Origin of the sequence: Sphingobium sp. TKS (genome assembly GCF_001563265.1) — a bacterium.
Classification (GTDB): Bacteria; Pseudomonadota; Alphaproteobacteria; order Sphingomonadales; family Sphingomonadaceae; genus Sphingobium.
In genome coordinates, this window is the sequence record NZ_CP005084.1 from 55,273 (window position 1) to 80,474 (window position 25,202).

The window sequence follows — 25,202 nt, forward strand, 5'->3', positions numbered from 1 at the left end:
AATTCTTTCACTATCGCTCTGGCATGGGAAGACGGTCCGACCATAGCCGCGAAGAACTGGAGGCGCTGATCCTTGCGGAAGGACACCGCCACATGGCCGAAACCGGCTTCGCCAAATTCTCCTCGCGCGAAGTGGCCAAACGCATCGGCTATTCGGTCGGCACGCTCTACAATGTTTTCGGCAGCTACGACCGGCTGATCGCCGCCATCAACACGCGCACCTTCGACCTCTGGGCCGCCTTTCTGGAGCGACGTCTCGCCAGCAACCCGGCGGACCGCATCGCCGCGCTGGTGGAGGGCTATTTCAGCTTTGCCCAGGACAATATGAATATCTGGATGGCGATCTACGATCATCGCTTGCCGCCCGGCGTCCCCCTGCCGGAGGATTATGCCCGCCAGCGCGCAGGCCTTACCGAAGTCGTCGTGCGCGAAGTCGCCGCCGTCCTGCCGCCGCACACAAGGGACGTCGCGTCACGCCTCGCCCGCTCGCTGGTGGCGACCGTCCACGGCCACTGCACCTTCGCGCTCAACGGCAGCTTCGCCCTTTTGGGGGAGACCGACCCGCTCGAAATGGCCACGGCCCGCGTCAAGGAATCATTGAGGGCCGCCGGGGCAAATCTGTAACATATGGAGGCAATAGGGGAACGCGACGCAGCCGTCTGAATCTGCTATAGTCCGCCCCACTGTCAGGGGAGTCGCATCATGGTCTACTGGATGCTCAAGGGCCGGGAATTCGCCAATTGCAACTGCGAATATGGCTGTAACTGCCAGTTCGGCGGCCTGCCCGACAAGGGCCATTGCCAGGCCGCCTTCGGTTTCGCCATCGATGAAGGCCGCCATGGCAATACCGACCTGTCCGGCCTCAACATCGCCGCCGTCTTCCGCTGGCCTGGCCCCATTCATGAAGGGCAGGGCGAATGCGCCGCCTTCGTCGACGAACGGGCGACGGAAGCCCAACGCAACGCCCTGCTGACGATCATGACCGGCGGCGACACCGCGCCGATGGCGACCGTCTTCGCGGTCTTCGCCTCCACCATCACGACCATGCACGAGCCAAGCTTCGTCCCCGTGGACTTCGAGGTCGACGTGGAAGGGCGCAAGGGCCGCCTGCGCATCGCCGGCCATCTGGAAATGGACGGCGAACCGATCCGCAGCCCGGTCGACGGATCGGAAATCCGCGCCCAGATCCACCTGCCCGAAGGTTTCGAATATGAGGTGGCGGAGGTCGGCTCCGGCGCGAGTCGATCGATCGCGCCGATGCAGCTCGACCATGCATCCAGCTACGGCCAGTTCGCCTATCTCCATCTCGACAGCCACGGCGTCGTCAGGGGCTGATGGTGCCGTTATGGAGCGCGGTGCTCGCCCGGCACCGCTTGATTTCCCTTGTCGCGTTGGCGGTGCTGATCGCGCTGGCATGGAGCTGGCTATTTTCAGGCGCGGGCATGGGCATGGCTCCGACGGTTTCGCTGCTGCCCTCGGGCCTTGCCGAAGAGCCGATGCTGGCGATGATGATGCCCGGCGATGGACCCTGGGCAGCGACGCAGTTCGTCGTGACGCTCGCCATGTGGTGGGTGATGATGGTCGCGATGATGCTCCCCTCCGCCGCGCCGACGATCCTGCTTTACGCCCGCGCCGTACATGCCACCGCGCGCCCCGCGACGGAGAGCTTCACCTTGGGCTATCTCCTTGTCTGGGGCGTCTTTTCCCTCATCGCCACGCTGGCGCAATGGCGCCTGGCCAAAGCGGCGATGCTTTCCCCCATGGCGATGGCGACCTCCAGCCGACCGCTCGCCGCCGCGCTGCTGATCGCGGCGGGGGTCTATCAGATCAGCCCGTGGAAGGACGCCTGCCTGCGCCAGTGTCGTAGCCCCGCGCAATTCCTCAGCCGCCATTTCCGGCCGGGATGGACCGGCGCGCTGCGCATGGGGATGCTCCACGGCGCCTGGTGCGTGGGTTGCTGCTGGATGCTGATGGCGTTGCTGTTCGCTGGCGGGATCATGAACCTCGCCTGGATCGCGCTGCTGACGCTGCTCGTCGCGCTGGAAAAGCTGTTGCCCTGGGGTCGCGCGGTTTCTGTGGCGGCCGGGCTTGGCTGCATCCTCTGGGGGTGGGTGATATTGGTGGGGTGAGGGTTTATTTGCGGGAAGGGGTGGAAGGCGGACGCTTCCTGTTTTGTCATTCCCGCGAAGGCGGGAATCCATCTCCCAGCGTTGCATCAAGCGGTTAGGTCAGGAGATGGATCCCCGCCTTCGCGGGGATGACGAACTTCGAAAATGTCCGGAAATGACCAAAACCAGACGTCTGCCCATCACGCCTCGCCCTTTTCCATCCCCGCGTGGAAGGCGATCCTCAACGCTTCGGCCAGGCTTTTCACCTCAAGCTTCTGCATCAGGTTGGCGCGGTGGATTTCCACGGTGCGCGGGCTGATGCCCAGATCATAGGCGATGGTCTTGTTGGGCAATCCTTCCACCAGCCCGTCCAGCACTTCCCGTTCCCGCTCGGTCAGGATGTTGAGCCGCGCCCGGGCGTCGTCGGCCCGCGCGCCCGCCCCGCGATCCGCAACAGCCACCTGCCGCGCCGCATCGACGCAACCCATCAGCGCCGCCTTTTCGAACGGCTTTTCGATGAAGTCGCTCGCCCCCGCCTTCATCGCCGTCACCGCCATGTCGATGTCGCCATGCCCGGTCATGATGACCACCGGCAGCATGATGCCCCGCGCCCGCAGCTCGCGCTGCACCGCCAGCCCGTCTATGTCGGGCATCCGCACGTCCAGCAGCACGCAGCCCGGCTCCAGATTGGCGGCTTCCTTCAGAAAGGGTAAGCCGCCCTCGAACAGCTTCACGGCGAAACCGCTCGTCTTCAACATGAAGGACAGCGACCGCCGGATCGCCTCGTCATCGTCCACGACATAGATGGGGAATGCTTCGCTCATGCCCTATTCTTCCTTGCTGGCCGCATTTTGCGAGCCGTCCACCGCGTCCAGGGTGAAGTGAAAGGCCGTGCCGCCCCATTGCGACGGCGCAGCCCAGATGCGCCCGCCATGCCCTTCGATGATGGTCTGGCTGATCGATAGGCCGACGCCCATGCCGGACGCCTTGGTGGTGGTGAAGGGGTTGAAGAGCGTGCGCGACATTTCCGGCGCCAACCCCGGCCCGCTGTCCGCGACGATCACCTCCACCCGGCCGTTTTCGTCGGGAAGGGCGGACAGGCGCAGGATGCGCGCCGGGCTGTCGGCCATTGCCTCCACGGCGTTCTTGGTGAGGTTGATGATGACCTGCTGCAACTGCACCCGGTTGACCAGCACCTTGTCGACGCGCGGATCGACGCTGATGTCCATGTCCAGCCCCCGGCTGTCGACGCCGATGAAGGCCAGCGCCGCCCCTTCCGCCAGCAGCCCGCGCAGGGGTTCGGGCTGGCGCATGGTTTCGCCGCGCTTGATGAACTCGCGCAGGGACCGGATGATCTCGCCCGCGCGCAGCGCCTGGTTCGCGCTTTCCGCCATCGCCTCGCGCAGCAATTCCCGGTCCACCGGCCCTTCGGCGTCGAGCATGTCGCGCCCCGCCTCCAGATAATTGGCGATGGCCGTCAGGGGCTGGTTGAGTTCATGCGCCAGCGCGGAGGCCAGCGTTCCCATCGCCGTCACGCGGCCGACATGGGCCAGCTCCGCCTGCAAATCGGCCACGCGCCGCTCGGCCTGCTGGCTTTCGGTGAGGTCGCGGATGAAGCCGGTAAACAGCCGCCGCCCCTCATCCTGCACCTCGCCCACCGACAGTTCGATGGGAAAGGTCGACCCGTCCCGCCGCCGCGCGCTGGTCAGGCGGCCGACGCCGATGATCCGCTTTTCCCCGGTCGACAGATAATGATGGATATAGCCGTCATGCCTTTCCCGATCGGGGGAGGGCATCAGCATCGAGATATTTTCGCCCAGCACGTCGCTTTCGGCATATTGGAACATGCGCTGCGCCGCCGCGCTGAACGACACGATCTGCCCGCGCATGTCGATGACGATCAGCGCGTCCGGCACGGTCGCCAGGATGGAGCCGAGCAGAGCCTGTTCCAGACTATGCTCGCGCTGCGTCAATCCATCGGTTTCGTCGTCCGCTACCGCCATGCCCCCACCATGCCGTGGCTTCAGTGCGCCAGCAAGAGCGGAACATGCACTTCGCGCAGCAGGGCGCGGGTCACGCCGCCGAACACCATTTCCCTCAGGCGGCTATGGCCGAAGGCGCCCATCACCATCCAGTCCGGCTTCAGCACGCCGATGGCGGCCTTCAGCGCCGCTTCGACGGTGCGGCCGTCCTGCGGCCAGGTGTGGAACTGGCATTTGATGCCGTGGCGGGCCAGATATTCCGGCGCATCGGTCGCCGGGAAGGGATATTTGCCCGCTTCCTCGACCGTCACGACATGCACTTCCTCCGCCAGTTTCAGCAGCGGCACGGACAGGCGCAGCGCGGCGGAGGCTTCCTGCGAACCCTCCCATGCCACGACTGCGCGGCCCGTGACCGGAAAGGACTTCGCCTCCTGCGGCACGGCGATCACCGGAACCCGCCCGGCCAGCGCCAGATCGGCGGCCAGGTGCAGCGGATCGGCAAATTCCTTGCGCGGGCCAGCCGGCAGGGTGACGATCATGCCGTCGGTCAGCGTCGCGGCGGACAGCAGGCCATGGACGACATCGCCCTCCACATGGCGCCAGTCCCAGCTCACACCCTCCCGGCGCAGCCGGTCCTCTATGCGTGTCCGGGCCTTTTCGTCGATGTCGTAGAGTTCGGCCATCATCGCCGGGGCCATGGATGCGCCGCCATACATGTCCGCCGCGACGAAATCGGGCACGGCGGTCACCTGCACGCAATGGATATGCGCGCCCGATGCGCGGGCCAAATCGCAGGCTGCCTGCAAGCGGCTTTCCGCGCCATGATCTTCATGAATGTGCAGCAGGACCGATTTCATTGTCTGTCTCCCGGCAAGCGTCTCTTCCCCATATGGCTAGGACTGCCTCGGCGCGGTCGCCATCAGGAATAATCCTTATATCTCTTTTCGCGGCGGAATCCGATTGCAATGGTCATGAGCTGGACGACCATACGCCTCGAACTTGCCCGGACGCCGGCCTTTCCCAATGGATCGGCGGCGCGAAGCTATGTGCTGCGCCTGCCGCTGGGCAGCGGCGGCCTGATCGATGAAAAGGAATATCGCATCCATCCCGAACTGGCGACCGCCCGCCGTTTCTGGCCTAACGAGCCGGACCGGCACGGCACATTGCTGCACACCCGGCACGGCTGGGCGCTGTCCTATGAGCCGGGGGAGGCGGATGACGAGAAAATCTACCGGCTGGACGCGCACACCATCCAGCCGGGCGCCTATCTGACGCTGACCGATCCGGATGGGGAATGCCTGCCCTTCGTCGTGAAGGGGCTGAACCCGGCCTGATCGCATCCGCCTTCACCGCGGCGGAATGGCTTCATCAGGGTTAATCGATTTTACATCATTCGCAAAAAGGCGCATCCTGCAACTGAAATGGGGCAGGGGGGAATAAATGCCGCAGATCAAGGGGCTGATCGCAAGAATGGCGGCGGATCGTTCCGGCGCGTCTGCGGCGGAATATGCGTTGCTGCTTGGCTTGCTGGCCGGTTCGGTGGCGATGGCGTCCTGGGCTCTGGGGCAATCGATCACCGGCGCCCTGGATGACAGCGCGGCGCTTATCGCGCGCTATGCCGGAGCATCGGGCGCCGATGGAAGCTCTTCCTCGACAGGCGCATCCTCCGCCACGCCGGGCGCGGGAAGCTCCTCCTCCTCCACTCCACCCGGCAATTCAGGCAGTGCGCCCGGCCAGAACGGGACGACGCCCGGCCAGTCGGGTTCCAATCCCGCCAGCGGTAGCGCCCCGCCTGGCCAGTCCGGCACGAATCCGGGGCAAAGCGGCAGCAATTTCGGCCAGTCCAAGAAGAATCCCTGAGACATTTGCAGCCCGGCGTCTTGCCCTAGGGCCAATCGACATTCAGCCCTGACGGCCTGCAAATGACGCTTTTTCGTGCTTCCGGTGCTCACGTACTTTTAGTACGCTGCGCTCCGGGTCACGAAAAACCACCATTTTCGGCACGTCATCATCTGAATGTCGATTGGCCCTAAGCCGGTTCCCTCGCCCGGTGCACGATGCTGTCCGCCAGCTTCGCGCTGACCTCCGCCAGATGATCGAAATGCGCTTCATAATGCGCCATGCCCTGGCTCATCGACCGGATTTCCGCTTCCAGCCCCTGCAAGCCCGCCTCGGGCAAAAGGACTTCCAGCACATCCCAGTGGAACCAGCCGTCCAGCGCCGTCATGCGCAGCATCTGGCCCCGGTGGCTCGCCACGGCGGAGGTAATGCGTGATGTCGCGGCGCTTGGGCTCATGATCGTCGCATGGGCGATGGGCTCCAGCAGATAGGGCGATGCCGCCGCCAGCGCGTCCGACATGGCCATGCGCCCGGCGGTGCGAAAGGCCAGTTCCGAACTGTCGACGCTGTGGAATGAGCCGTCCACCAGCGCGGCGGTGACATCGACCACCGCAAAGCCGAGCGGACCCTTCGCCACGGCATCCATCACGCCTTTCTCGACTGCGGGAATATATTGCTTGGGCACCGCGCCGCCGGTGATCCGTTCCTCGAACCTTATGCCCTCTCCGCGTTCGAGCGGACGGACTTCCAGCACCACATCTCCGAACTGGCCGTGGCCGCCCGACTGTTTCTTGTGCCGCCCACGCTGCGTGACCGCCTTGCGGATCGATTCCCGGTAGGCGATGGTCGGCGCGTGGACCGACACGGCAACGCCATAGCGCCGCTTCAGCCGGTCCAGCGCGACGGCGAGGTGATCCTCGCTCATGCCGTGGAGCAGGGTTTCGCGCGACCCTTCGTTCTGATCCCAATGCAGACCGGCATCTTCTTCGGCAAGCCGGTTGAGCGCGGTGGAAAGCCGGACCTCGTCCTTATGGTCTTTGGCCGCGATCGCCAGCGCGCAATTGGCCGCCGCTTTTTCCACCCCAAGGCCTGTCGACGGGACCGTCCCCGCCATGCCGATCGCATCGCCCGCCTGGACGCCCTCGATCTTCGCGATGCCGACGATCGCGCCCGGCTTCGCCGACGGAATCTTGGTCGTGGCCGCGCCCTGGATCGCGAACAGCCCGCCGGGCCGCAACGGCCGCCCGTCGCCGTCGACCATCTCCGCCCCATCGGCAAGCGGGCCGCCGAAGATGCGGGCCAGCGCAAGCCGCCCCACCGTCGCGGCGTGGGAAATCTTGAAAAGTTGCGCCGCTTCCCCCCGGATCGCGAGCCGCTCCGCCGTCTGCGCCGCCATCGGCGTGTCATGGCGCAGCATCTTCAGCAGCCGCCGGATGCCAAAGCCATTCGACGCGGAACCGAACAGCACCGGCACGATCAGCCCGCTCGCGGTTTCCCGCGCCAGATCGGCAAAGACAGTATCGAGACTCGGTTGTTCGTCGGACAGCAACTGTTCCAGCAGCAGATCGTCATGGTCGGCCAGTTGTTCCAGCATGTGGAAGCGCGCCGCGCTTTCATCATCCTTCACATGCGGGGCGAGCGCGACCTGCTGGGATTTCTTGCCCACCTCATAATGATAGGCCCGCTCCAGCGCGAGGTCGACGAAGCCCGCGACTCGTTCCCCGGCGCGGATCGGAATCTGGCGCGCCACCAGCGCGGCGGCGCTCATCGGCGCGAGCGCTGTGAGCAGATCCTCTATGCTGCCCCGCGCCTGATCGATCTTGTTGACGAACAGCGCGTGCGGGATGCCCGACCGCTCCAGCCTGCGCAGCACCGGCTGGGCGAGGGCGGCCCGCTCCGGATCGGGATCGATCACCACGATGGCAAGGTCGGCCATGTCGAGCGCGATCGCCCCGTCCGCCGCGAAACCCGGCGCGCCCGGCACGTCGATCAACGCGAAACGGTCGCCCATCCATTCGAAATGCATCAGGTTGAGCTCGGTCGAACTGCCGCGCTCTCGGGCTTCCGGGCTGGCGTCGCCCACGCTGTTTCCCGCCTGTACCGATCCCTGGCGCGGGATTGCCCCGGTTATGAACAGCATCGCTTCCGCAAGGCTGGTCTTGCCCCCTCCGGCGGGGCCGACGAGCGCGATGGCCCGTGTACAACAGACGCTCATCCTGGCTCTCCTCCAATCCACCCGTCTTTCTTGGCGAAGGCGGTCGTTGGGAAGGGGGGATGTTCGCGCGATATCGATCGGAACGCAAGGGCGAGATCGTCAGTCGCATATTATGGGCGACAGATGACGATCCTGATGGAGAAGGAAATATGGCGGTCTCTCTATGAGGCCATCTGCCATAAAATCATCTCGCCTTGATATAGCGGTCCCAAATATATGCGACTGAAAGAAATAGAAGCGTGCTCAGATATGCTGGCAGCCAGACGATCGTCAGCAGCCTGTCGAAAATTGTGACCGTGACCATGCCTCTCGATTTTGACTGAAGGTGCCAGAACCACGCTATGCCTGCGATCCAAAGGAGCGCGATGGCAGTCAATAGCAGAGGAAGCAAAGATCCGTATATCTGGTTCACTGAAGATCTCGCCGGTTCACTGGCTGCTAAAAGGCATCCGTGTTGATTGCCTCGAAAACTGACTCGGGCCTTTCAACGAGAAGTTTCCTGCCTGATGGTTATGTTTCGAATGTCATTGGTGGGTCAAGATAGTTTTCTCCTTTAGTTGGACCGAGCTGTTTTTGAACCGGAAGCTGTCGTTGCTGGTCTACCCTATTTGGCGGTGGTGGGGCAGTTGCAGAAGCTGAAGCGGTTGGAGGGTTCGGGCGCGCTCCCCTCAGCCCAAACGAGCGCGAACCAGGACGCCCGCTTCTCGAATGGCGAGTGGGACAGGGCAGAGCGCCACTTGAGACCGAGGATGCGTTATATTTGAGGAAGTTGGTGGCCCGTTGTGCAACACCAGTATGATGACCTACGCGGTCCTGGGCAAGAGCCTGATCAGGTCGACGAGGTCGAATCCAGAGTTATGATAAGCTATTTCCCGCTCTGAACCCCAAATTGTCATTTCCAATAAACTCATGAACTGGAAAGCCATTGATCGTCCTGACTTTGGATGATCTGAATATCACTGGATCGTAGCCTCTGACGACCCAATCTGGTAGAATATAAGTGGACCCGGCGACACGAGTCTCTGCCAATGCGGGGATGGAAAAATGGTAAGTGCGGATACGCCTTGTCTACGAGCAGATGACCAGTCCTGGCGGATTGCTTGCGAGCGCGAGCCGGTGATCCGCGCACTTTCCGAGCTGCCGAAGCTCAATCGAGCAGCAGTCACGGAGGCCTCCAATCGATTAGGCATTAGCCGGGCTTGGGTGTTCAAGCTGGTAACCCGCTATCGGGCAAATCCAATCACCAGTTCGCTGCTGGGCAGACCCACCGGATTTCCTAAAGGCCGCCATCGGCTAAACCCCGATGTGGAAGCCGTAGTCACGTCAGAAATTGAGCGGTTCTTTTCAACACGTCCAAAGCCGAAATTTTCCCAGCTCACACGCCGAATAAAGCTGGCCTGCGCGGACCGAGGTCTTCCCCCGCCGGCATTTCAAACAATTAGAAGCCGCGTGGGTGAAAGGAAGCAGGGTCGCGCGTAGCGCAAACTTCCTGATGCAAGTTGCAAATGTTCAGCGCGGAATGAATTTACCCTTGATCAGATAAAAGAAAGAAACGGGCCATGAGACTAAGTTGAACCAAGCCGGTGATGCCGTTCAACCATCTACCGGGAGGTCATAACCCCGCACGAGGGCCGTGCAACCGACGTCCATCGTTACCCCAACTCGCTGCCTTTCCGTAACGCGCGGTGCATCAGGTCTCACAGCGTCTATTAACGGTTGCCCGACATGCGATTTTTGCGCGCGCCCTGTTCCAGATTGCTGCTGGTCAAAGAGTTTCAGCGGGCGCATGATGCGCCTTGATCGACCACTTTGGGGAAAGGGGCGCTTGTGCGGTCAAAGCCCATTTTTCGGCTCGGAAAAGGTCGCCTCTTTTGCGCTGTGGCAACGTTGACGGTTGCGGGGGGAATGGCCGCGCTGGTTCCTGCCTCGATGAGCAAGATGCCCGGCTACCGCGACGACACATACGGGGCTCTCCAGACGGCAAGGCGGATCGTCAATCTCCGTGGCCAGCAACCACTTGAGCGGTTGAAATTCACGCCACCGGCTGGGGTGAGCGGCAGCGCTCTCGATGCCCGGCGAGCCACCTTCACGGTCGCCAATAGCCGCAACCCGAAGCCGACCGCCGATCAGGATTGCGACCAGGGGATTTTGCCGGTCAACCGCTATCCCCTGCTGATAGAGCAGCAAGATCGGACCGCTATCGTCGGGGGTCTGTTTCTCAGTCGTGTGCCGCAATCGTCGGAATGGCGGGTCACCTACTGCAACAGCTCGGTGATCACGTTTGAGGGAGCCCCCAACGGCGTCGTCGACGGAGTACGGATCACCGGCGCGTGGGATGCGGTCCGCGCCAGCCGTGGCTCCCCTGGGCTGCTGATCGAAAACAGCTGGATCAGCAATGCACGCGACGATGCGGTCGAGAACGACTTTCTACAGACCATGACCATCCGCGACACCCTGATCGACGGCGCGTTCCAGGGCATCAGCGTCAAGCCGCGAAAAGACAGCGACATGGGCGATGCGAGCAACCAGATGGTGACGCTGTCGGGAGTTCTGCTTCGCCTGCAGGAATATTCCTACAAGGAAGGGCGGCGGTTCGGCGCGTTGGCCAAGAGCGATCAGCGCGCGCCGCGCTTTTGGGTGACAAATTCCGTTGTCGCGGTGGATTATGCCGGCGGCAGTTCCTACCCGCAATTCTGGGCGACCAGTTGGTCGAAGCTGAGCGGCTCATCCAACAACCTGTTTCTGTGGCTGTCGGATGCGCCGATCCCCGATTTCGTCCCACTCCCGCCGTCCAGCTTCCGCCTGCTCAGAGGACAGGCCGCGAGAGACGCCTGGACCCGCGCGAAGAGCAACTGGATCAATTGCCACCCGAAGCTCACCCGGCTGCCAACCGATCCGCGCTCGAACCCCGATGCATGCGTTCCGAGCAGTTGGGGAGGCTTTACAAACTGATCGCTGCCGATACTGGCTGATCCTCGCCTGATTTACCAATTGAACAACCAGTCATTGCCCAGGTGGATCTCGAACAATCGGCCGTCATTCTGCTGGTCGGCACCATAGTCGGCCACATACAGGCTCAAGGCGTTGCCATCGTTCGGGTCGCTGCTGGGCGCCAGTTCCATGCCCTTGATCTTGGTGGTGGGGCTATAGGAAGACAGCACGTCTATGGTCCCCAGTATGTTGGCCTGCGGATCGATGGCCCAGATCTTGGATGAGGCTCCCGATGCGACGAAATATACATCATGCGTGGGATCATAGGCGAGCGCCTCCGCATCCTTCATCACTGATGGGAGCGAAACCGAATTCACGAACACCCCCCTGTCGGTAAGTTCGATCATCTGCTTCAATACGCCGTCGAGCATGTGGATATGCCCGGTCACCGGATCGACCTTAATGTCTTCCGTGTCGAGAAGGCCGAGATAGCCTGTATCGAAGGAGCCGAGCTTGACCGACGGATTTGAAGGCGAGACCCAGAACACCTCCTGTTGGTCGTCGTCCGGGATATACAGATAGCCGTTGTTCGGGTTGTAAGCGAGGCCGGTAGGCTCGCTCGAGAAGGAAGTGAGGCTGTAGTTGCCTGCATAGGACCCGTCGAGTTGTAGGGAGAACAGGTTGATGTTGCTGTAAAAGGGGCTCTCGTCATGCTCTGAGTCCGCGATCAGGAGCTTGCCCATGCTTGGAATATAGGCAATGCCCGATGGATCGCTGATCCCGTAACCGGGACCGCCATCATATTTGGTGGCATCTGAAATATTGTGCACGGCGACTACGCTGGCATTGATGGCCGGCATGGGCGGAACAATGACATCGTCATCGGTGATCTTGCCAACGGCGATGGCCTTGTCGATCTGGGCGTTGGTCGCCGAGTTGATCTGGACGTTGAAGAATTCCAGCCTTTCGGCGCTGCCATCGTTCAGGAGATTGACATCGAACGTCTTTGTCAGCTCCCCCGGGCTGAAGGTTATGGAACTGGACGTGGCACCATAGTCGGCCCCCGATTTCGCCGTGAAATCGCTGGTGCCGAGGTTGACCGTGACATCATGTGTCGAGGCCTGGCTGAGGGACAGGCTGAAGGTGATTTTGCCGTCATTCTCATGCGCGGTAGCGACTGCCCCGATCGAAACGTTCGGCAGGGAGGCGAGGGAAACCCCGGCCTGCGTGTAGGTGACGGACAGCACCGGCTTCACGGCGCCTTGCGCCGAATTGAAGTCCCAACTGTCGATGTTCGTTGGTTTGAATACCCAGCCGAAGTTCGCCGCATTTTGCCCGGCGGAAGTCGAAGCCGCGGCATTCCAGGCGGCGAGGCTTTCCGTTACGTCGAACGCGTGGCTGCCCTTCGAAATCGACCCGACGTTGATACCGGTGGACGTCGCCTCGATTCCATTGATCTGCACGCCGCTGCCCAGGCTGTTCCAGGTCGATGTGGAACTCCATCCGACCAGCATGCGATTGATCGAACCGCCGGAGGCGGACCCGTCAGTGACCTCCAGGGTGAGAGACGCAGACAGGATCGTCGCCCCAATCGGAATCTGACCCGACCCGGAGCCGAACACATTGCCGAACTTCAGCAGCGGCTGCGATTCCTTTCCCGATTCCAGGATCGATCGGAAAAAAGACGCGTCGGCGAAGGGGATCGATGCCCTGTTCTGTCTCAGCATCGTATCGATGGCATCACTGTATCCGTTGGCGCCCTGGCTGAAGGTGACGCTGACGGCGATGGGAGCATCCGACTGAATTGGAGCAACGGTAACGTTCACATTCCCCTGATCAGTGCCGCCGGCACCATCCGAAACGGTGTAGGTGAACGCGTCGTCGCCGGTATAGCCCGCTGCGGGTGTGTAAAGAACCTTCCCGTTCTGGATCTGAACGCTTCCGTGACCGGCGGTGCCCAGGGCCGAAATGGACAGGGCATCGCCATCGATGTCCGTATCGTTCGCAAGGACGTCGATCAGGACCGGCGTGTCTGCATAAGTGCCCGCATTGTCGGTGTTGGCGACGGGCGGTCCGTCATTGACCGAAGCGATGGCGATTGTGACCGTGGCCGCGGTGGAGGTCAGGCTCCCATCGCTGGCGGTGAATTTGAAGGAAGCCGCGCCGTTGAAGTTGGCGGCGGGGGTGAAGCTGTAGTCGCCGGTCGCCGCATCGACCGTCACCGATCCGCCGACCGCGGAATTCGCGACAAGCGCGTAAGTCAGCGTGGTGCTGTCGACATCGGTGGCCTTCACCTGGCCGGTGATCGGCGGGCCATCTTCTATGCCCGACGCGCTGGAGGGTTGGGCGACCGGCGCGTCGTTGACGTTGGTGACGGTAATGGAGGCTATTGCGGAGCCGGTGGAGAAGGCGGCTTGGCCGCCAGTGGTTGACGCGTCGACCTTGGCGCCCGCCGATCCGCTCGTCTGGTCCCAGGCATGATAGGTGAAGTTCGCCGTCGTGCCGTTGGCGCCATTCGGGACAAAGCGGATATAGTCCGATGACCGCAGCAGCAGTGCGGAGCCATCGTTGACCGCGCCTATGTTGGACCAGGTCGCGCGGCTATCGGTCGAGTACTGCCACTGGCCATTGCCGGATGCGAGGTCCGTGATCGCAATCCCGCGCAGAGCGCTGGAGTCGATATCGGTCGAACTCAGAAAAGACGATACCGAATGACCGCTATTGGTGGTCTGATCCTCCGTGATCGTGTTCAGGGACGCGGAAGTCGAAGTCAATACAGGCGCATCGTTGACGCCCGTCACGGTGAATTTCAGAGTGGAGGTGCCGGAACCGCCGCCCACGGCAGCGTAGGTGAAGGTATCGCTGGCGGTCGAGCCCGCTTTGAGTCGTTCTGCCGCGTCGGTCGATGCGGTATAGGAATAGCTGCCGTCAGACATGATGGTGAGGAACCCGTAGATTCCCTGAATCGTCACGCCTTCGATAGGAACTGGCATGAAGCTGCCGCTGCCAGCCTTGATCTGCGTGACCTGATTGGCAAGGCTATCGTTCAGAAGAACATTGCCGGTCTTGCTGCCATTCTCAAGGACGGTAGCGGTGTCGCTGTGTAATTTGAAAGTCGCCATGGTGTCGCTCCGTCCCTTTCCGGTATTCGGCCTGGCGTGGGCAATCCTGGGGTTTTCGAACCGCTGTAAAGGTCAGAATCCAATCTGCGGCCAGTCAAGTCAAATAGCCCATGGGTGTAGACCGTTTTAGACCACCAAGCCGCTTGATGAGGACTGGCGTAGTGTCGTTCATGGAGTAAGATGCAGGTCGATCAGCGCGGGGTCTTCGCGCGGAGCGGCATGGGAGGTTTATGCGGTGGGGCATGACGGTTATTCCTCCAGCGATCCTATGCCAGCCGAAAGTCTGGTCGCTCCTGGCACAACCGTTCCATTGGCGCCGATAACCAGCAAGGACCAAAGCGACCTGCGACCCAGTTCGATCGAGCTGATGCTATTCGCTGAATTGGAGCGCCAGGGCATCCGTTACTGCCATTGGAAGAGCAATATACGACTGGATAAGACACTGTGCGGGCGTGAGGATATCGACCTTCTGGTCCATCCTTCCGATGCGGACGCCTTTCAGCGCATCATCAATGAGTGCGGATTCAAGCTTGCCGTTTCCCGCATGGGCGCTGGCCATGCCGGCGTTTTTCATGCCTTAGCCTGGGATCCGGACGTCGGCCGACTGCTGGATCTGCATGCCTATCATCAGTTGGTGAGCGGCGACAGCTTCGTGAAGTCATTCAGATTTCCCGTCGAGGAGGATCTCCTGGCACGGACCGCCCCGTTGATGGGGGTACATATCCCCGACCCCGCGTCGGAACTGGTGCTGTTCCTGCTCAGGATGCTGCTCAAGCACAACAGCATCGTCGAGATCGTCAAGGTGAATGCCCATTATGACGAATGCAGGGACGAGTTGTCATGGCTCCTGCAAAGGAGCGACATCAACGAGGCGGCGGCTCTTTGCGAGGATTGGTTCCCATCGGTCCAGATTCCCATTCGGCAAATGATCGATTGCATCGCGAAGGGGTCGATCCTCTTGCGGGTGGCAATGGGAATGCGGGTGGCCTGGGCGCTGAGATATCACAGACGGCTCGGCCATGCCGCTGCCGGATTTTCGCGGATCATGCGGGTCGGCAAGCATTTCGCCATGCGCTTTCGTTCCAGACGCAATCTGTCGTTGCTGACGGGAGGTGCGTGGATCGCGCTGGTCGGGCCAAAAGGAACCGGGAAATCCACGCTAGCCAAACTCGTGGCTGAGACGCTGGGAAAGAATCTCGACGTGAAGACGATTCACCTCGGCAAGCCACCGGCGACCTGGCTGTCATTCCTGCCCAGACTGTTTGTGCCGGCTGTTCGCAAGGCGCTGCCGAATGAACGCCTCAGCGAGTATGAAAAGCCGGAGCGACGTGCTGAACGACGATATTCCACCTTCTTCGTCGTCGGCAAGTTGCTTGTCGCCTATGATCGCCGCCGACTTCTGACCCGCAGCATGCGGGCGATGTCATCGGGAACGATCGTGATCTCGGATCGGTGCCCGGCAACCAATGCGACGGGCCTCGATGGCAGCGCCTTCGACGATCTTGCCATCACACAGGCGGGTTCTCCGTTTCAGCGCTGGCTGATGGAGCGGGAACGCTCAATCTATCGACGCCTCCCGAAACCCAGACTCGTTCTTAAGCTGAGTGCGCCGATCGCGACGGCGCTCAAGCGCGATCTGGCGCGACGCAAGCCCGGAGGACCAGATCCGAACGCCGTCCTTCGCCGGTGGACACTCGAAAGCGAAGCCGAGTTTGCAAAGTCTATCCTTTGCTCGATCGACACCGACGGTGACCTCGAAGAAACCATGCGGAAAGCAGTTACATGCGTGTGGCAATCGGTTTGAGAGAATGCCGAGCTAGTTCCTGTCTCATAAATTTCTATTCACCTGTCGCCATATGCGATTCCTATGGGCTGGGAGGCTATTGGGAGTTTGGTGATGTCGACGACGAAACTGGTCTTGATCGAATTATCGATCGACGAAAGAAAAGCGCTCGAACAGCGAGTGCGGCGTCGAAGCACGTCTCGCCGCGATGCGCAACGCGCGGAGATCGTGTTGAGGGCTGCCGATGGCGCGAACAATTGCAAGATTGCCGCCGCCGTTGGCGTCACGCGCAAGACGGTTCGGGCATGGCGCGCGCGCTTTGCCGAACAACGCATGGATGGCCTTTCGGACGAGCCGCGTTGTGGCGCGCCGCGCCGCATTGACGATGATCGGATCAAGGCCATCATCGCGAAGACGCTCGAAGAAAAGCCGGTCAACGCCACGCACTGGAACATTCGCGACATAGCCAAGGCCGCGGGCGTTTCCACTTCCTCTGTATATCGCATTGGGCGGGCCTTTTCGCTGCAGCAAAATTGCGCCGAAACGTCCAGATTGTCCAGCGACCCCCAATTCATCGAGAAGGTGCGCGACATCGTTGGCCTCTTTCTCGACCCGCCTGACAAGGCGTTGGCGATCTGTGTCGATGAAAGGAGCCAACACCAAGCCCTCGGCCGTACCCAAGCGCTGGTGCCGATGCGACCGGGACAAATCGAACGGCGCGCCCATGACTATGAACGTCATGGTATGACGACGCTGTTCGCCGGCTTCCAAGCATCGGTAAGCGCCCAGGCAATGGTCCGTCCCGGCGAAGCGATCGAGCGCTGCGACCCTTGCCACCGATCGAGCGAATTTCGGGCCTTCCTCGAAGAGCTAGAACATAATGTTCCCGCCGAGCTCGACGTCCATGTCGTTATGAATATTGCCGAAAGTCACAAGACCAAGATGTTTGGAGACTGGTTTGTCAAACGGCCGCATTGGCATATGCACTTCACGCCGACATCATCGTCATGGCTCGACCAAGTCGAGCGCTTCTTCACCTTATTGTCGGAAAAGCGGATCAAACGCGGCGCCGATGGCTCGGTGAAAGCCTTGATCGAGGTCATCGAAATCTTCATCGATAATCATAACGCCAATCCCAAGCCGTTGCGTTGGACCAAATCCGCCAATAACATCCTCGCATCCACCGGACGCCGCTATCGCCGGACTCTCGATGCTCGGCCAAAAGCTGGTTAGGCAATTTCCGAACCGGCACAGCAGGCGCATCCACCCAAGCTGTCTTCCCATCAATGCTCCTTGAACGAGCGTTCGATCGCACCCATGAGAGGTTCGAATGCATATTGCAGCGCGGTGCGCTTGCGCAGCGGGATCTCGATGCTGACCGGTATTCCGGCCTTGAGAGCGCCGGGTCCGCGAAGTTCCTCGATCTTATGGAGTTCGGAGAGGGGTACCTGCACCGAAGCGGTGTAGTAGGATTCGCCTGTCCGCTGCTCCGTGAACGCATCCGCGGACACGCGTGTGACGCTGCCCTCCAGCGCTGGAAGCGACCGCTCATGAAGCGTGTAGAAGCGAACGAAGGCTCGTTGTCCGGCCTCCAGGTCGTCGGCGTCGTTGGGTGACACCCGCGCTTCGATGGTCAGTGGCATGCGATCGGGAATGATGTCCATGAGCTTCTCGCCGGCCCCAATCACGCCGCCGGGGGTGAACACGGTCAATCCCACCACCGTTCCTGTCGCTGGCGCTCGGATGTCGGCGCGGTTGAGCTGGTCTCGTGCTGCCTCCCATTTCGGCAGAACGTCAGCCAGGGAGTTATTGACGTCGCGAATTTCCGAGGCGACCCGTTCCTGATAGGAAATCTTCGCTTGCAGGATCTCGAGCTTGCTCTGCCCGACCTGGCTACGGCTTGCGTCCGCCGTCGCCCGATCCTGGGCAAGCTGCCCCTGGAGGTCGGCCCTGGCCCGTTCGAGAGCCCGAATCCGGGTCTTCGGCACGAAGCCCTTTTCCGCAAGTCCGCGAAGGCCCGCAAGCTCTTCGCTCAGGAGGCTGATCTGTTCCTGGATAGTCCCGGCGCGCTGGCTGTAGCCGCGGCCCTGGCTGGTCGCCTGGCTTGCCTGTTCGCCAAGCACGCGCTGCTGGGTGGAAAGCACCGCCGAGCGGGTACGGATCTGCGTCTCCTGGATGCTCAGGGCGCGATCCGCGTCGATCCGGTCCTGACCCTTAAGTCGGGCGAACTCGGGCGGCGGAATGATGGTCGGAGAGCCCGCCTCTTCGGCCTGGAGCCTCGCCCGTTGCGCGAGCAGGGAGATGGCCTGGCCGGCGAGCGCGCGCTCCTGACCGCGCGCTTCTGCCGCGGAAAGGCGGATCAAAATATCGCCACGGCGCACCTTGGCGCCTTCTCGGACATGGATGCTGGCGACGACCCCGCCCGTCGGGTGTTGCACCGACTGACGCTCTCCGGAGACGACCAGCCGACCTGTCGCTATGGCTGCGGCGTCGAGCGGCGCGACAGCCGTCCAGCCCAGAAACAGCACGAAGAACAGGATAAGGAGGCCCATCCCCATCCGGATGTCAAAGTCCGGGTCCGCGGCACGTCTCGGTTCCGATCCAGGCAGTGCCAAGGCCGCCCTTCCGGCAGGCAGCCATGAGGGCGTGATTCGCTGCAATATAGTCATGGAATCACCCATTAGATGCGGCCCGCGCCGCTTGCGGTGCGACCTTGTGCAGTACCTGGTCGCGCGGACCGAACCAGGCAAGCTGGCCCTCGCGGATCACCATGATCCGGTCGACCACAGGCAGCACGCTCAGGCGATGCGCGGCCACCAGGATCGTCTTTCCCGCAGCCTTGAGCTGCTCCAGCGTGCGTATGAGCTGCGTGTCGCCTTCCGCATCCAGGCTGGCGTTCGGCTCGTCCAGAATGATGTAGCGCGGTGAACGGAACAGGGCTCGGGCGAGGGCGATGCGCTGCGCCTGGCCGGCCGACAGGCCACGGCCGCCAAGCTGGAGCGGGTGGTCGTATCCGTCGGCCAGCGACAGGATCATCTCGTGCGCACCGGCCAGTTTGGCCGCGGCGATCGCGTCTTTGTCGATGCGATCGGCACTCTCTCCATTCCAGGCCCGGAAGCGGGAGATGTTGTCCTTGATCGTTCCGGCCAGGAGCACGGTTTCCTGGGGCATGAAGCCGATATGCGCCGCCAGCTGCTCCGGGTCCCAGCTCCATTGCTCGGCGCCGTCGAACCGGACCTCGCCGACCGTCGGGCGTACCGCTCCGGCAAGCGCGCGGACGAGGGTCGACTTGCCCGCGCCACTGGGACCGACAATGGCGATCACTTCACCGGGGTCGATACGGAAATTGATGTTGGCGAGGATTATTTTTTTGTCGGGAGCAGCGACGCCCAGATTGTGAGCCTCAAGGCGGCCCTGCGGTTCGGGCAGCTGGGTGCGGACCATCTCTGGCGGAGTGCCGGCGAGGAGTTCGTCGAGCAGGGTGATCGCACCCCGCGCCTGGATGATTGAACGCCAACCGTTGACCAATTGGTCGATCGGCGAAAGGGCGCGGCCGACGATGAACATGGACGCGAAGATCGAGCCGGGGCTGATAGAGGCGGTGATCGCCAGCAGCGCGGCCACGCCCAGAGCCAGCGACTGTAACAGCAGGCGGACGAACTTGGATTCCGCGCCAAGCCGCGCTGAAGCGATGCCCGCCTCGGTCTGCAGCGACAGCGCACGTTCCCGGTCGGTGCTCTGGCCATGAATCAGGGCTTCACGCAATCCGAGCGCGCGGACAATGTCGGATGAGGACACGGCCGTATCATAATTGGCATATGCCCGGGCAGAGGCAATGTTCGCCTGTTGCAGGGGTTCCCGCGTGGCATTTTCGTTGCGCCAGGCAAGAAAGGTGATCAGCGCCGCGCCAACGACGGTCAGCACTCCGATCCAGAAGTGGATCAGGAAAGCGAGCAGAACGTAGATCGGAATCCAGGGCGCATCGAGCGCACCAAGCATGGCTGGACCGGTAAGCAGGTTACGCAACTGATCGAACTCGCGCAGTGCCTGGCGGGCAAGCCGCGGGCGAGTTTCCCCCTGCAGGAAAGTGGCCCGCATGATCCGGCTGGCCATATGCTCATTGAGGCATGCACCGGCCCGGACCAGCAGCCGTGACCGGAGGGCATCGAGGGCCGAGAGGGTCACCAAAGCAAAAATCAGAACCACGGTCAGGAACAGTAGGGTGACCCGTCCCTTCGTGGGCACGACCCGGTCGTAGACCTGCAGCATGTACAGCATGGGTGCGATGAACAGCAGGTTGGTTCCAGCGCTGAACAAGGCCGCATAGGTGAAATGACGGCGGCAGGAGGACAGGGCCGCCTTGACGGTCAGGCTGTTTCGAAGGGCCGGGGGCAGGATCAGCACAGTAGTTTCCCTCCTATAGGGAGGACTCTGGAGCACAGCAGTTCGCAGGCTCACACGCCTTGGAAAGCAGGGCGCACCGGAAACTGGGAGCGCCCTGCACCTTACGCCTAATTGAAGTCAACCGCCACCGCTGGACTAAGTCCAGCGGAGACAAGCCGTCGCAATGTCAGACAACGAAAATGTCGTATTTGGTGAGGTCCAGATGAGCCGACAGATGCGCGACTGGAATGGGAGCGCCCGAACCATTGCCGTCGGCATCATAAGACAGAATGCCGGTGTGGCTGTCGTACAGGACGTAATCGTTCGAGTCATTGGCCACCACGCCGTCACCATGCTCGAAATAGGTGTCGGCCAGACGCACCGGGTTGCCCATCGTTCCGGAGCCGAGCTTCGTGAAGACGGCATTGTCGAGATAGACGGAGTCCTCGGATGTATTGAAGTCGGTTATCGTGGCGACGTCGCCGCCGAGGTGCGTGTCGAAGACGAACTTGTCATGCCCGCGACCGCCGGTTAGCATGTCGGCGCCACCCTTTCCGAAGATCGTGTCGGTTCCGGCAAGCCCGTCAATGTGGTCGACGCCCGCGGTGCCGATCAGCTTTTCGCCGCTGCTGGTGCCGGTGATCGTGTGGATGGAGCCCGAACTGGTAGTTGTGGTCGGGGGCGTTGTGGTCGGCGTCGTCGGTGCCGGGCTCGAAGGGGTTGGGGCCGGCACCGATGAGGTCGTGCCACCCCCCGGAAGCGGCGGAAGCGGCGTCACTTCAGCATAGGGCGTGCCGTCATGATTATCGAGCCATGCCGCCTTGCTCGCCGCCCAATAATCACGAGCCTCCTGACCCTGCAATATGGTGAAGCCGGCCGGCGGCTTGGGATAGGTGGACGGCAATGGCGTGTCCGACAGGTTCAGGAAGACATTGCCGTGCGATTCGACGACATGGTCCCAGGCAATCTTGAGCCGGCCCTGACTCGCGTGGTTGGGATCCTCGATCGCGATCACGGTATTGACGATCCGGATGTCGGGTGTCGTCTGCGGCGCGCCCGTATCCGTCTTGAACGGGGAAACATGCGTCATTTCGCCATGGAAAAGGTAGGACTCCATGCGCATGAACACGCCATCGAGCTTAAGCGTGTTCATCGAACCATCATAATGGTCGCTGTCGCCAAGGCTGATGCCCGAAAAGACGCCGTCGAACAGAGTGTCGCGAATGGTTCCGCCCATCACATAATCATTCTCGACGGCATCGTCCCGCGCGTTGCTGACGTGGGTATCATCGATCAGGAAGTTGCTGGAACCGTTGGCAATCCGGATCGCGTCCCATGTCTTGTCGAGGCGCCAGTCATCGATGACGACGTTCGGCGCGTTCTCGACGCGGATCGCGGCCGAATTGGTATAGGTATATTCCCAGTCGGACTGCTGCGGCACCTGACCCCATATTTCGCCGCCCTTGATCACCAAGCCTGTGCCAGCATTCGTGACCTTGAACGGGTAGGTATTCAGCGCGCCCGTACCCGATGTCGAGAGGTGGGTGGCGTCGGGATTATCATTGCGACTATTGTCAACGATCCAGGAAGCGTTGGTTGCATCGATTACCGAACCTGCGGCAAGATTCGACACACTATAAGGAGTATAGCCGTAATCCTGTGAAAGAGTGATGTACGTCATATATTATATTTCCTTTGTGCGACCAAAACACTTCCTGCGATTTATTCGTTATGTTTCTTATAGATATCTTTAGGAGTGTTTATTTTATCTATTTAACCTGAATTAATCGTAAATATTTCAAATAATATATAACAATCTATGTAATATCAGTGACTTGCTCTCAAGTTGATGTGCGAAACATCGACTTAAGCGCATGTGGACCGACATCATATGGGGAAGCTGCCCGAGGCGAAACAAGCGGTCCCCGAGCCGCCGTCCGCGTGTCGTTCGCACTAGGATCACCGCCGGTACGGAGCCGCCGGAGCATTGTGGAAGACGGGCTGTTACTATTTGTTACGGGGTAGCGTGACAAGGTAATCGAGCGCTCGTACGGAACAGTTCGTCTGAAAATTACCCTTCTTTAAGAGGGATTCATCCCACCGTACTTGGATTGTAACAATATTAGTCTTTACCTGAATCCAGCTTATTCTTTGAAAGATAAAGGGATTCTTGGACGAATCGAGGCTGCGCGCTTGCCGCTGAGAGCGGTCCGGGCATTCGCCGAGAATTCTGGCCTGCTCGGCCACGCTGTTTTTGGACAGAAATCTGTCCTTGCCGGTTTTCAGGATATGGCAGTGACACAAGCGATTGCCGCACAGCCCCTCGCTATGAATAATGCGGTCTAAGCCGGGGAAGAACCAACGGACACACCACGGTTGCATAGGCTGCGAGAGCCAGGACGAGGACGAGGAGCGAGTGCCAGGAACCGACCAGCAACGCGATGGCGGCCATCAAGCCGCTGCCCAACAGGGGGCGCTGCAGGGCGCGGAACAGATCAAGCATGGGAAGGCGGATCAACCGCCAAAGGGCTACGCCATAGGCAATGCGTGACACGCAATAATGGCCGAGGACAGCCAGCGCCGCACCGGGCAGACCCAGCCAACTGATCCCGATCCAGAGCGCCGGCAAGGCGACCAGAGTGGAAACGGCAAGGTTGATGCGGAAATCGAGGTCGGGCCGGCCGATCCCCCTTAACACCTCCCCCGGAGTGCCTGCGGAGGCGACGACCATGCTCGCCGCTGCAAGGATCTGGATGGGGACGATGGCGGCGTTCCATTTGGGGGTGAACAAGGTCGGGACGATGTAGTTCGCGAACAGGATCAGCACCGTGGCCGCCGGAAATATCGTTACGGACATATAGCGAACCGTTCCCAGATAGACCGCGCGGATATCCGCGTCCCGTCCGATCGCCCTGCTGTAGAACGGGAAAACAGCTTTGCTCACGAGCCAGTAGGCCTTGCCCCGGAGGGTTTCCGTCAGCAGAAATGCGATCGAATAGATGCCGAGCGCATGAGCGCCGACAAGCTTGCCGATAAGCAGATAATCGAGGTTCTGCTGAAAGGAGATCAGCACGCGGGAACCGACGATAAATCTGCTATAGGAACTGAGGTCGCGAAGAATGGCCAGGTTCATCCTGATGCGCGGAAACCAACCAGAAAGCGCGAAGGTGACGGCGCATGTGCAGGCGGCGGCAACCAGCGTCTGCGCCACCAGACTCCACACATTCGCGCCGGCAAGCGCAAGCGCGACGGCGGCGACGCATCCGGCCAGCGTGCCGGCGATATCGGCCAGGGCGATTTGCTTGAATCGCATGCTGCGCGCCAGCCGCGCTTCTGGCACCACCTGCAGGTTTTGGAACACGATCGCGGTGCTCATCGCCAGCGCGATGGGGGCCAGGCGCGGCTCACCATAGAACCAGACCAAAAATGGCACGCCGATCAGCCACATGACCGCGATCATCACGAACGACGACAGGAACAGCAGCCAGAAGGCGCTGTCGTACAGCAATTTGGTGCGGTGATCTCGCTGACGCTGGATCAGGCCGAGGCGAAAGCCAAGATCGGCAATGATCGCAATGATAGCCGAGAACACCAGCACCATGTTGAAGAAGCCGAAATGTTCCGGCAGCAGGAGCCGGGCGAGACCCACCTTGGCAAGAATGCTTGAGCCCTTGCCTACCATCATCCCGACCGCGTTCCAGGCAACGCCTTTGCGGATCTGCCGCTTCTCCGACTGCAATCGCCGTTCCGGAGCAGGTGCGTGAGCGAGGGCCAAGGCGTTCAGTACCCGGTGCCGTGAAGAACGACCGGAATGGTCCGCAGGATAATCCGAAAATCCTGGCCAACGGATTTGGTGCGCGCATATTCGCAATCGAGTTGCGCCCGGCCTTCGAAGGAAATCTGGTTGCGGCCACTGACCTGCCATGGGCCGGTGATGCCGGGCTTCAAAGAGCAATAAGTGCTAAACGCGTCTGCGTAGAAATGGGCTTCATCCGTGGCGAGTGGCCGCGGGCCGACAATGCTCATCTCGCCCCTTACCACGTTGAAAAGTTGTGGTAACTCGTCGATACTATAGCGCCGAAGAAAGTGACCGAAATAAGTGATGCGAGGATCATCGCGAAGCTTTCGATCTCTCTTCCAGATCGCGCTGATGGCGGGCGACGACTCCAGCAGTTCACGAAGCCGCCGATCAGCATCGGTCTGCATCGTCCGGAACTTGAAACAGCGGAAAATCTCGCCGTTGCGGCCGAAACGGCGCTGACTGTAGAGGACAGGGCCGGGACCGCTGAGCAGCACCAGGATGGCGGCGGCGAGCATCACCGGCCACAGAACCAGCAGACACAAGATCGCAAGCGTGAGGTCCATACAGCGTTGTAGCACCAACCCGGAGGCGTGTCGCGGCGTGGACTCGATTATGCGCGTAGCCGCGACAGGCGGCTCATCGCTAACAAGACCAGTGAGCCGGGGCGCAGATGCGCCAGCGAGATTTGCGTTGGCCGGAGTCCGTTGCAGCGGTCTCGTCGTCATTTCATCGATGCGAGTAGCCATGCTTAACTCTCCGACAGAAAGGCGCATCGTCGGTTTCGGACCGACGATAGGCCGCGCAACGTCGATCGCCGGTCACGATCTGACGCGGCGTCGAAATCTGCCAACAACCGTCTGGCGCCATCCGACACATTTGATCAGCCGCACGAGAACGGCAGAAATCAAACGGAATGAAGGAATCCCGAATGGCTCAGCGGAACATGAGGATGGACGTCTGGTCTGGACTTTTGAATTCTGATTTCGGGCTAGCCCTTGGGGTCTAGACCTTCGCGAAGATTGTTTAAATATGCTCGCG

19 protein-coding genes are annotated in these 25,202 nt (G+C 61.2%); 8 read left to right on the forward strand and 11 right to left on the reverse strand.

From position 1 onward, the window contains the following. Positions 1 to 23: 23 nt before the first annotated feature. The 3 genes from K426_RS21240 (at position 24) to K426_RS21250 (ending at position 2,128) form a co-directional block, all read left to right on the forward strand. A complete protein-coding gene (locus tag K426_RS21240) occupies positions 24 to 623 on the forward strand; it encodes a TetR/AcrR family transcriptional regulator (protein ID WP_066562186.1) in 600 nt (199 codons plus the stop codon). Positions 624 to 701: 78 nt separating this feature from the next. Then, entirely contained in the window at positions 702 to 1,334 is a 633-nt protein-coding gene (locus tag K426_RS21245; RefSeq protein ID WP_066562188.1) for a DUF1326 domain-containing protein, read from the forward strand. Further along, entirely contained in the window at positions 1,334 to 2,128 is a 795-nt protein-coding gene (locus K426_RS21250; protein ID WP_066562189.1) for a DUF2182 domain-containing protein, read from the forward strand. Before K426_RS21245 ends, K426_RS21250 begins: the two co-directional genes overlap by 1 nt. Before the next feature lie 179 nt (positions 2,129 to 2,307). Here the strand turns inward: K426_RS21250 and fixJ are convergent, their stop codons facing one another. From fixJ to K426_RS21265, 3 genes are read right to left on the reverse strand one after another with little or no spacing between them, the layout of a single operon-like run. Beyond that, positions 2,308 to 2,931, reverse strand: a complete 624-nt coding sequence (gene fixJ / locus K426_RS21255; protein ID WP_066562190.1) for a response regulator FixJ — start codon at positions 2,929 to 2,931, stop codon at positions 2,308 to 2,310. 3 nt (positions 2,932 to 2,934) lie between these two features. Then, positions 2,935 to 4,110 (reverse strand): sensor histidine kinase, encoded by a 1,176-nt coding sequence (locus K426_RS21260; RefSeq protein WP_066562192.1) that lies wholly within the window; start codon positions 4,108 to 4,110, stop codon positions 2,935 to 2,937. A 20-nt stretch (positions 4,111 to 4,130) separates the two neighbouring features. Next, positions 4,131 to 4,946 carry a universal stress protein gene (locus K426_RS21265; protein ID WP_066562194.1) on the reverse strand — a complete coding sequence of 272 codons (816 nt, stop codon included), beginning with the start codon at positions 4,944 to 4,946 and terminating at the stop codon, positions 4,131 to 4,133. Between the two features lie 114 nt (positions 4,947 to 5,060). Here K426_RS21265 and K426_RS21270 point away from each other — a divergent pair, with 114 nt between their 5' ends. Both K426_RS21270 and K426_RS21275 read left to right on the forward strand, forming a co-directional pair. Further along, entirely contained in the window at positions 5,061 to 5,423 is a 363-nt protein-coding gene (locus K426_RS21270) for a hypothetical protein (protein WP_066563708.1), read from the forward strand. A 106-nt stretch (positions 5,424 to 5,529) separates the two neighbouring features. After that, a complete protein-coding gene (locus K426_RS21275) occupies positions 5,530 to 5,949 on the forward strand; it encodes a hypothetical protein (RefSeq protein WP_066562199.1) in 420 nt (139 codons plus the stop codon). Positions 5,950 to 6,118: 169 nt separating this feature from the next. Here K426_RS21275 and K426_RS21280 read toward each other — a convergent pair whose 3' ends face one another. Beyond that, positions 6,119 to 8,143 (reverse strand): elongation factor G, encoded by a 2,025-nt coding sequence (locus K426_RS21280; RefSeq protein ID WP_066562201.1) that lies wholly within the window; start codon positions 8,141 to 8,143, stop codon positions 6,119 to 6,121. A 1,929-nt stretch (positions 8,144 to 10,072) separates the two neighbouring features. Here K426_RS21280 and K426_RS21285 point away from each other — a divergent pair. Then, positions 10,073 to 11,095 (forward strand): hypothetical protein, encoded by a 1,023-nt coding sequence (locus K426_RS21285; RefSeq protein WP_145907553.1) that lies wholly within the window; start codon positions 10,073 to 10,075, stop codon positions 11,093 to 11,095. Between the two features lie 32 nt (positions 11,096 to 11,127). On the opposite strand, the gene K426_RS21290 is transcribed toward K426_RS21285, so the two are convergent. Together K426_RS21290 and K426_RS31460 are read right to left on the reverse strand one after the other, a co-directional pair. Then, entirely contained in the window at positions 11,128 to 14,196 is a 3,069-nt protein-coding gene (locus K426_RS21290; protein WP_066562209.1) for an Ig-like domain-containing protein, read from the reverse strand. 370 nt (positions 14,197 to 14,566) lie between these two features. Next, a complete protein-coding gene (locus K426_RS31460; protein ID WP_145907556.1) occupies positions 14,567 to 14,770 on the reverse strand; it encodes a hypothetical protein in 204 nt (67 codons plus the stop codon). A 171-nt stretch (positions 14,771 to 14,941) separates the two neighbouring features. Here K426_RS31460 and K426_RS21295 point away from each other — a divergent pair, with 171 nt between their 5' ends. Both K426_RS21295 and K426_RS21300 read left to right on the forward strand, forming a co-directional pair. After that, positions 14,942 to 16,000: a hypothetical protein gene (locus K426_RS21295; protein ID WP_145907560.1), complete on the forward strand. Its 1,059-nt coding sequence runs from the start codon at positions 14,942 to 14,944 to the stop codon at positions 15,998 to 16,000. A gap of 63 nt (positions 16,001 to 16,063) precedes the next feature. Beyond that, positions 16,064 to 17,212 carry an IS630 family transposase gene (locus K426_RS21300; protein ID WP_082748971.1) on the forward strand — a complete coding sequence of 383 codons (1,149 nt, stop codon included), beginning with the start codon at positions 16,064 to 16,066 and terminating at the stop codon, positions 17,210 to 17,212. A gap of 50 nt (positions 17,213 to 17,262) precedes the next feature. On the opposite strand, the gene K426_RS21305 is transcribed toward K426_RS21300, so the two are convergent. The 5 genes from K426_RS21305 to K426_RS21325 form a co-directional block, all read right to left on the reverse strand. Further along, on the reverse strand, positions 17,263 to 18,531 hold the full coding sequence (locus K426_RS21305; RefSeq protein WP_237230131.1) for an HlyD family type I secretion periplasmic adaptor subunit: 1,269 nt from the start codon (positions 18,529 to 18,531) through the stop codon (positions 17,263 to 17,265). A 121-nt stretch (positions 18,532 to 18,652) separates the two neighbouring features. Then, a complete protein-coding gene (locus K426_RS21310) occupies positions 18,653 to 20,383 on the reverse strand; it encodes a type I secretion system permease/ATPase (protein ID WP_237230132.1) in 1,731 nt (576 codons plus the stop codon). A 166-nt stretch (positions 20,384 to 20,549) separates the two neighbouring features. Further along, positions 20,550 to 22,043, reverse strand: a complete 1,494-nt coding sequence (locus K426_RS21315) for a calcium-binding protein (protein ID WP_145907563.1) — start codon at positions 22,041 to 22,043, stop codon at positions 20,550 to 20,552. A 645-nt stretch (positions 22,044 to 22,688) separates the two neighbouring features. After that, on the reverse strand, positions 22,689 to 24,101 hold the full coding sequence (locus K426_RS21320; RefSeq protein WP_066562218.1) for a lipopolysaccharide biosynthesis protein: 1,413 nt from the start codon (positions 24,099 to 24,101) through the stop codon (positions 22,689 to 22,691). Between the two features lie 41 nt (positions 24,102 to 24,142). Then, positions 24,143 to 24,910, reverse strand: coding sequence for a sugar transferase (locus K426_RS21325; RefSeq protein WP_158511758.1), 768 nt, complete (start codon positions 24,908 to 24,910; stop codon positions 24,143 to 24,145). Positions 24,911 to 25,202: the final 292 nt, after the last annotated feature.

Bases quoted from the DNA above. Each gene is read 5' to 3' on its own strand.
- K426_RS21240 (WP_066562186.1), top strand. From the start codon at position 24: ATGGGAAGACGGTCCGACCATAGCCGCGAAGAACTGGAGGCGCTGATC.
- K426_RS21245 (WP_066562188.1), top strand. From the start codon at position 702: ATGGTCTACTGGATGCTCAAGGGCCGGGAATTCGCCAATTGCAACTGC.
- K426_RS21250 (WP_066562189.1), top strand. From the start codon at position 1,334: ATGGTGCCGTTATGGAGCGCGGTGCTCGCCCGGCACCGCTTGATTTCC.
- fixJ (WP_066562190.1), bottom strand. From the start codon at position 2,931: ATGAGCGAAGCATTCCCCATCTATGTCGTGGACGATGACGAGGCGATC.
- K426_RS21260 (WP_066562192.1), bottom strand. From the start codon at position 4,110: ATGGCGGTAGCGGACGACGAAACCGATGGATTGACGCAGCGCGAGCAT.
- K426_RS21265 (WP_066562194.1), bottom strand. From the start codon at position 4,946: ATGAAATCGGTCCTGCTGCACATTCATGAAGATCATGGCGCGGAAAGC.
- K426_RS21270 (WP_066563708.1), top strand. From the start codon at position 5,061: ATGAGCTGGACGACCATACGCCTCGAACTTGCCCGGACGCCGGCCTTT.
- K426_RS21275 (WP_066562199.1), top strand. From the start codon at position 5,530: ATGCCGCAGATCAAGGGGCTGATCGCAAGAATGGCGGCGGATCGTTCC.
- K426_RS21280 (WP_066562201.1), bottom strand. From the start codon at position 8,143: ATGAGCGTCTGTTGTACACGGGCCATCGCGCTCGTCGGCCCCGCCGGA.
- K426_RS21285 (WP_145907553.1), top strand. From the start codon at position 10,073: ATGAGCAAGATGCCCGGCTACCGCGACGACACATACGGGGCTCTCCAG.
- K426_RS21290 (WP_066562209.1), bottom strand. From the start codon at position 14,196: ATGGCGACTTTCAAATTACACAGCGACACCGCTACCGTCCTTGAGAAT.
- K426_RS31460 (WP_145907556.1), bottom strand. From the start codon at position 14,770: ATGAAAAACGCCGGCATGGCCAGCGCCCATGCGGGAAACGGCAAGCTT.
- K426_RS21300 (WP_082748971.1), top strand. From the start codon at position 16,064: ATGGGCTGGGAGGCTATTGGGAGTTTGGTGATGTCGACGACGAAACTG.
- K426_RS21305 (WP_237230131.1), bottom strand. From the start codon at position 18,531: ATGGGCCTCCTTATCCTGTTCTTCGTGCTGTTTCTGGGCTGGACGGCT.
- K426_RS21315 (WP_145907563.1), bottom strand. From the start codon at position 22,043: ATGACGTACATCACTCTTTCACAGGATTACGGCTATACTCCTTATAGT.
- K426_RS21325 (WP_158511758.1), bottom strand. From the start codon at position 24,910: ATGGCTACTCGCATCGATGAAATGACGACGAGACCGCTGCAACGGACT.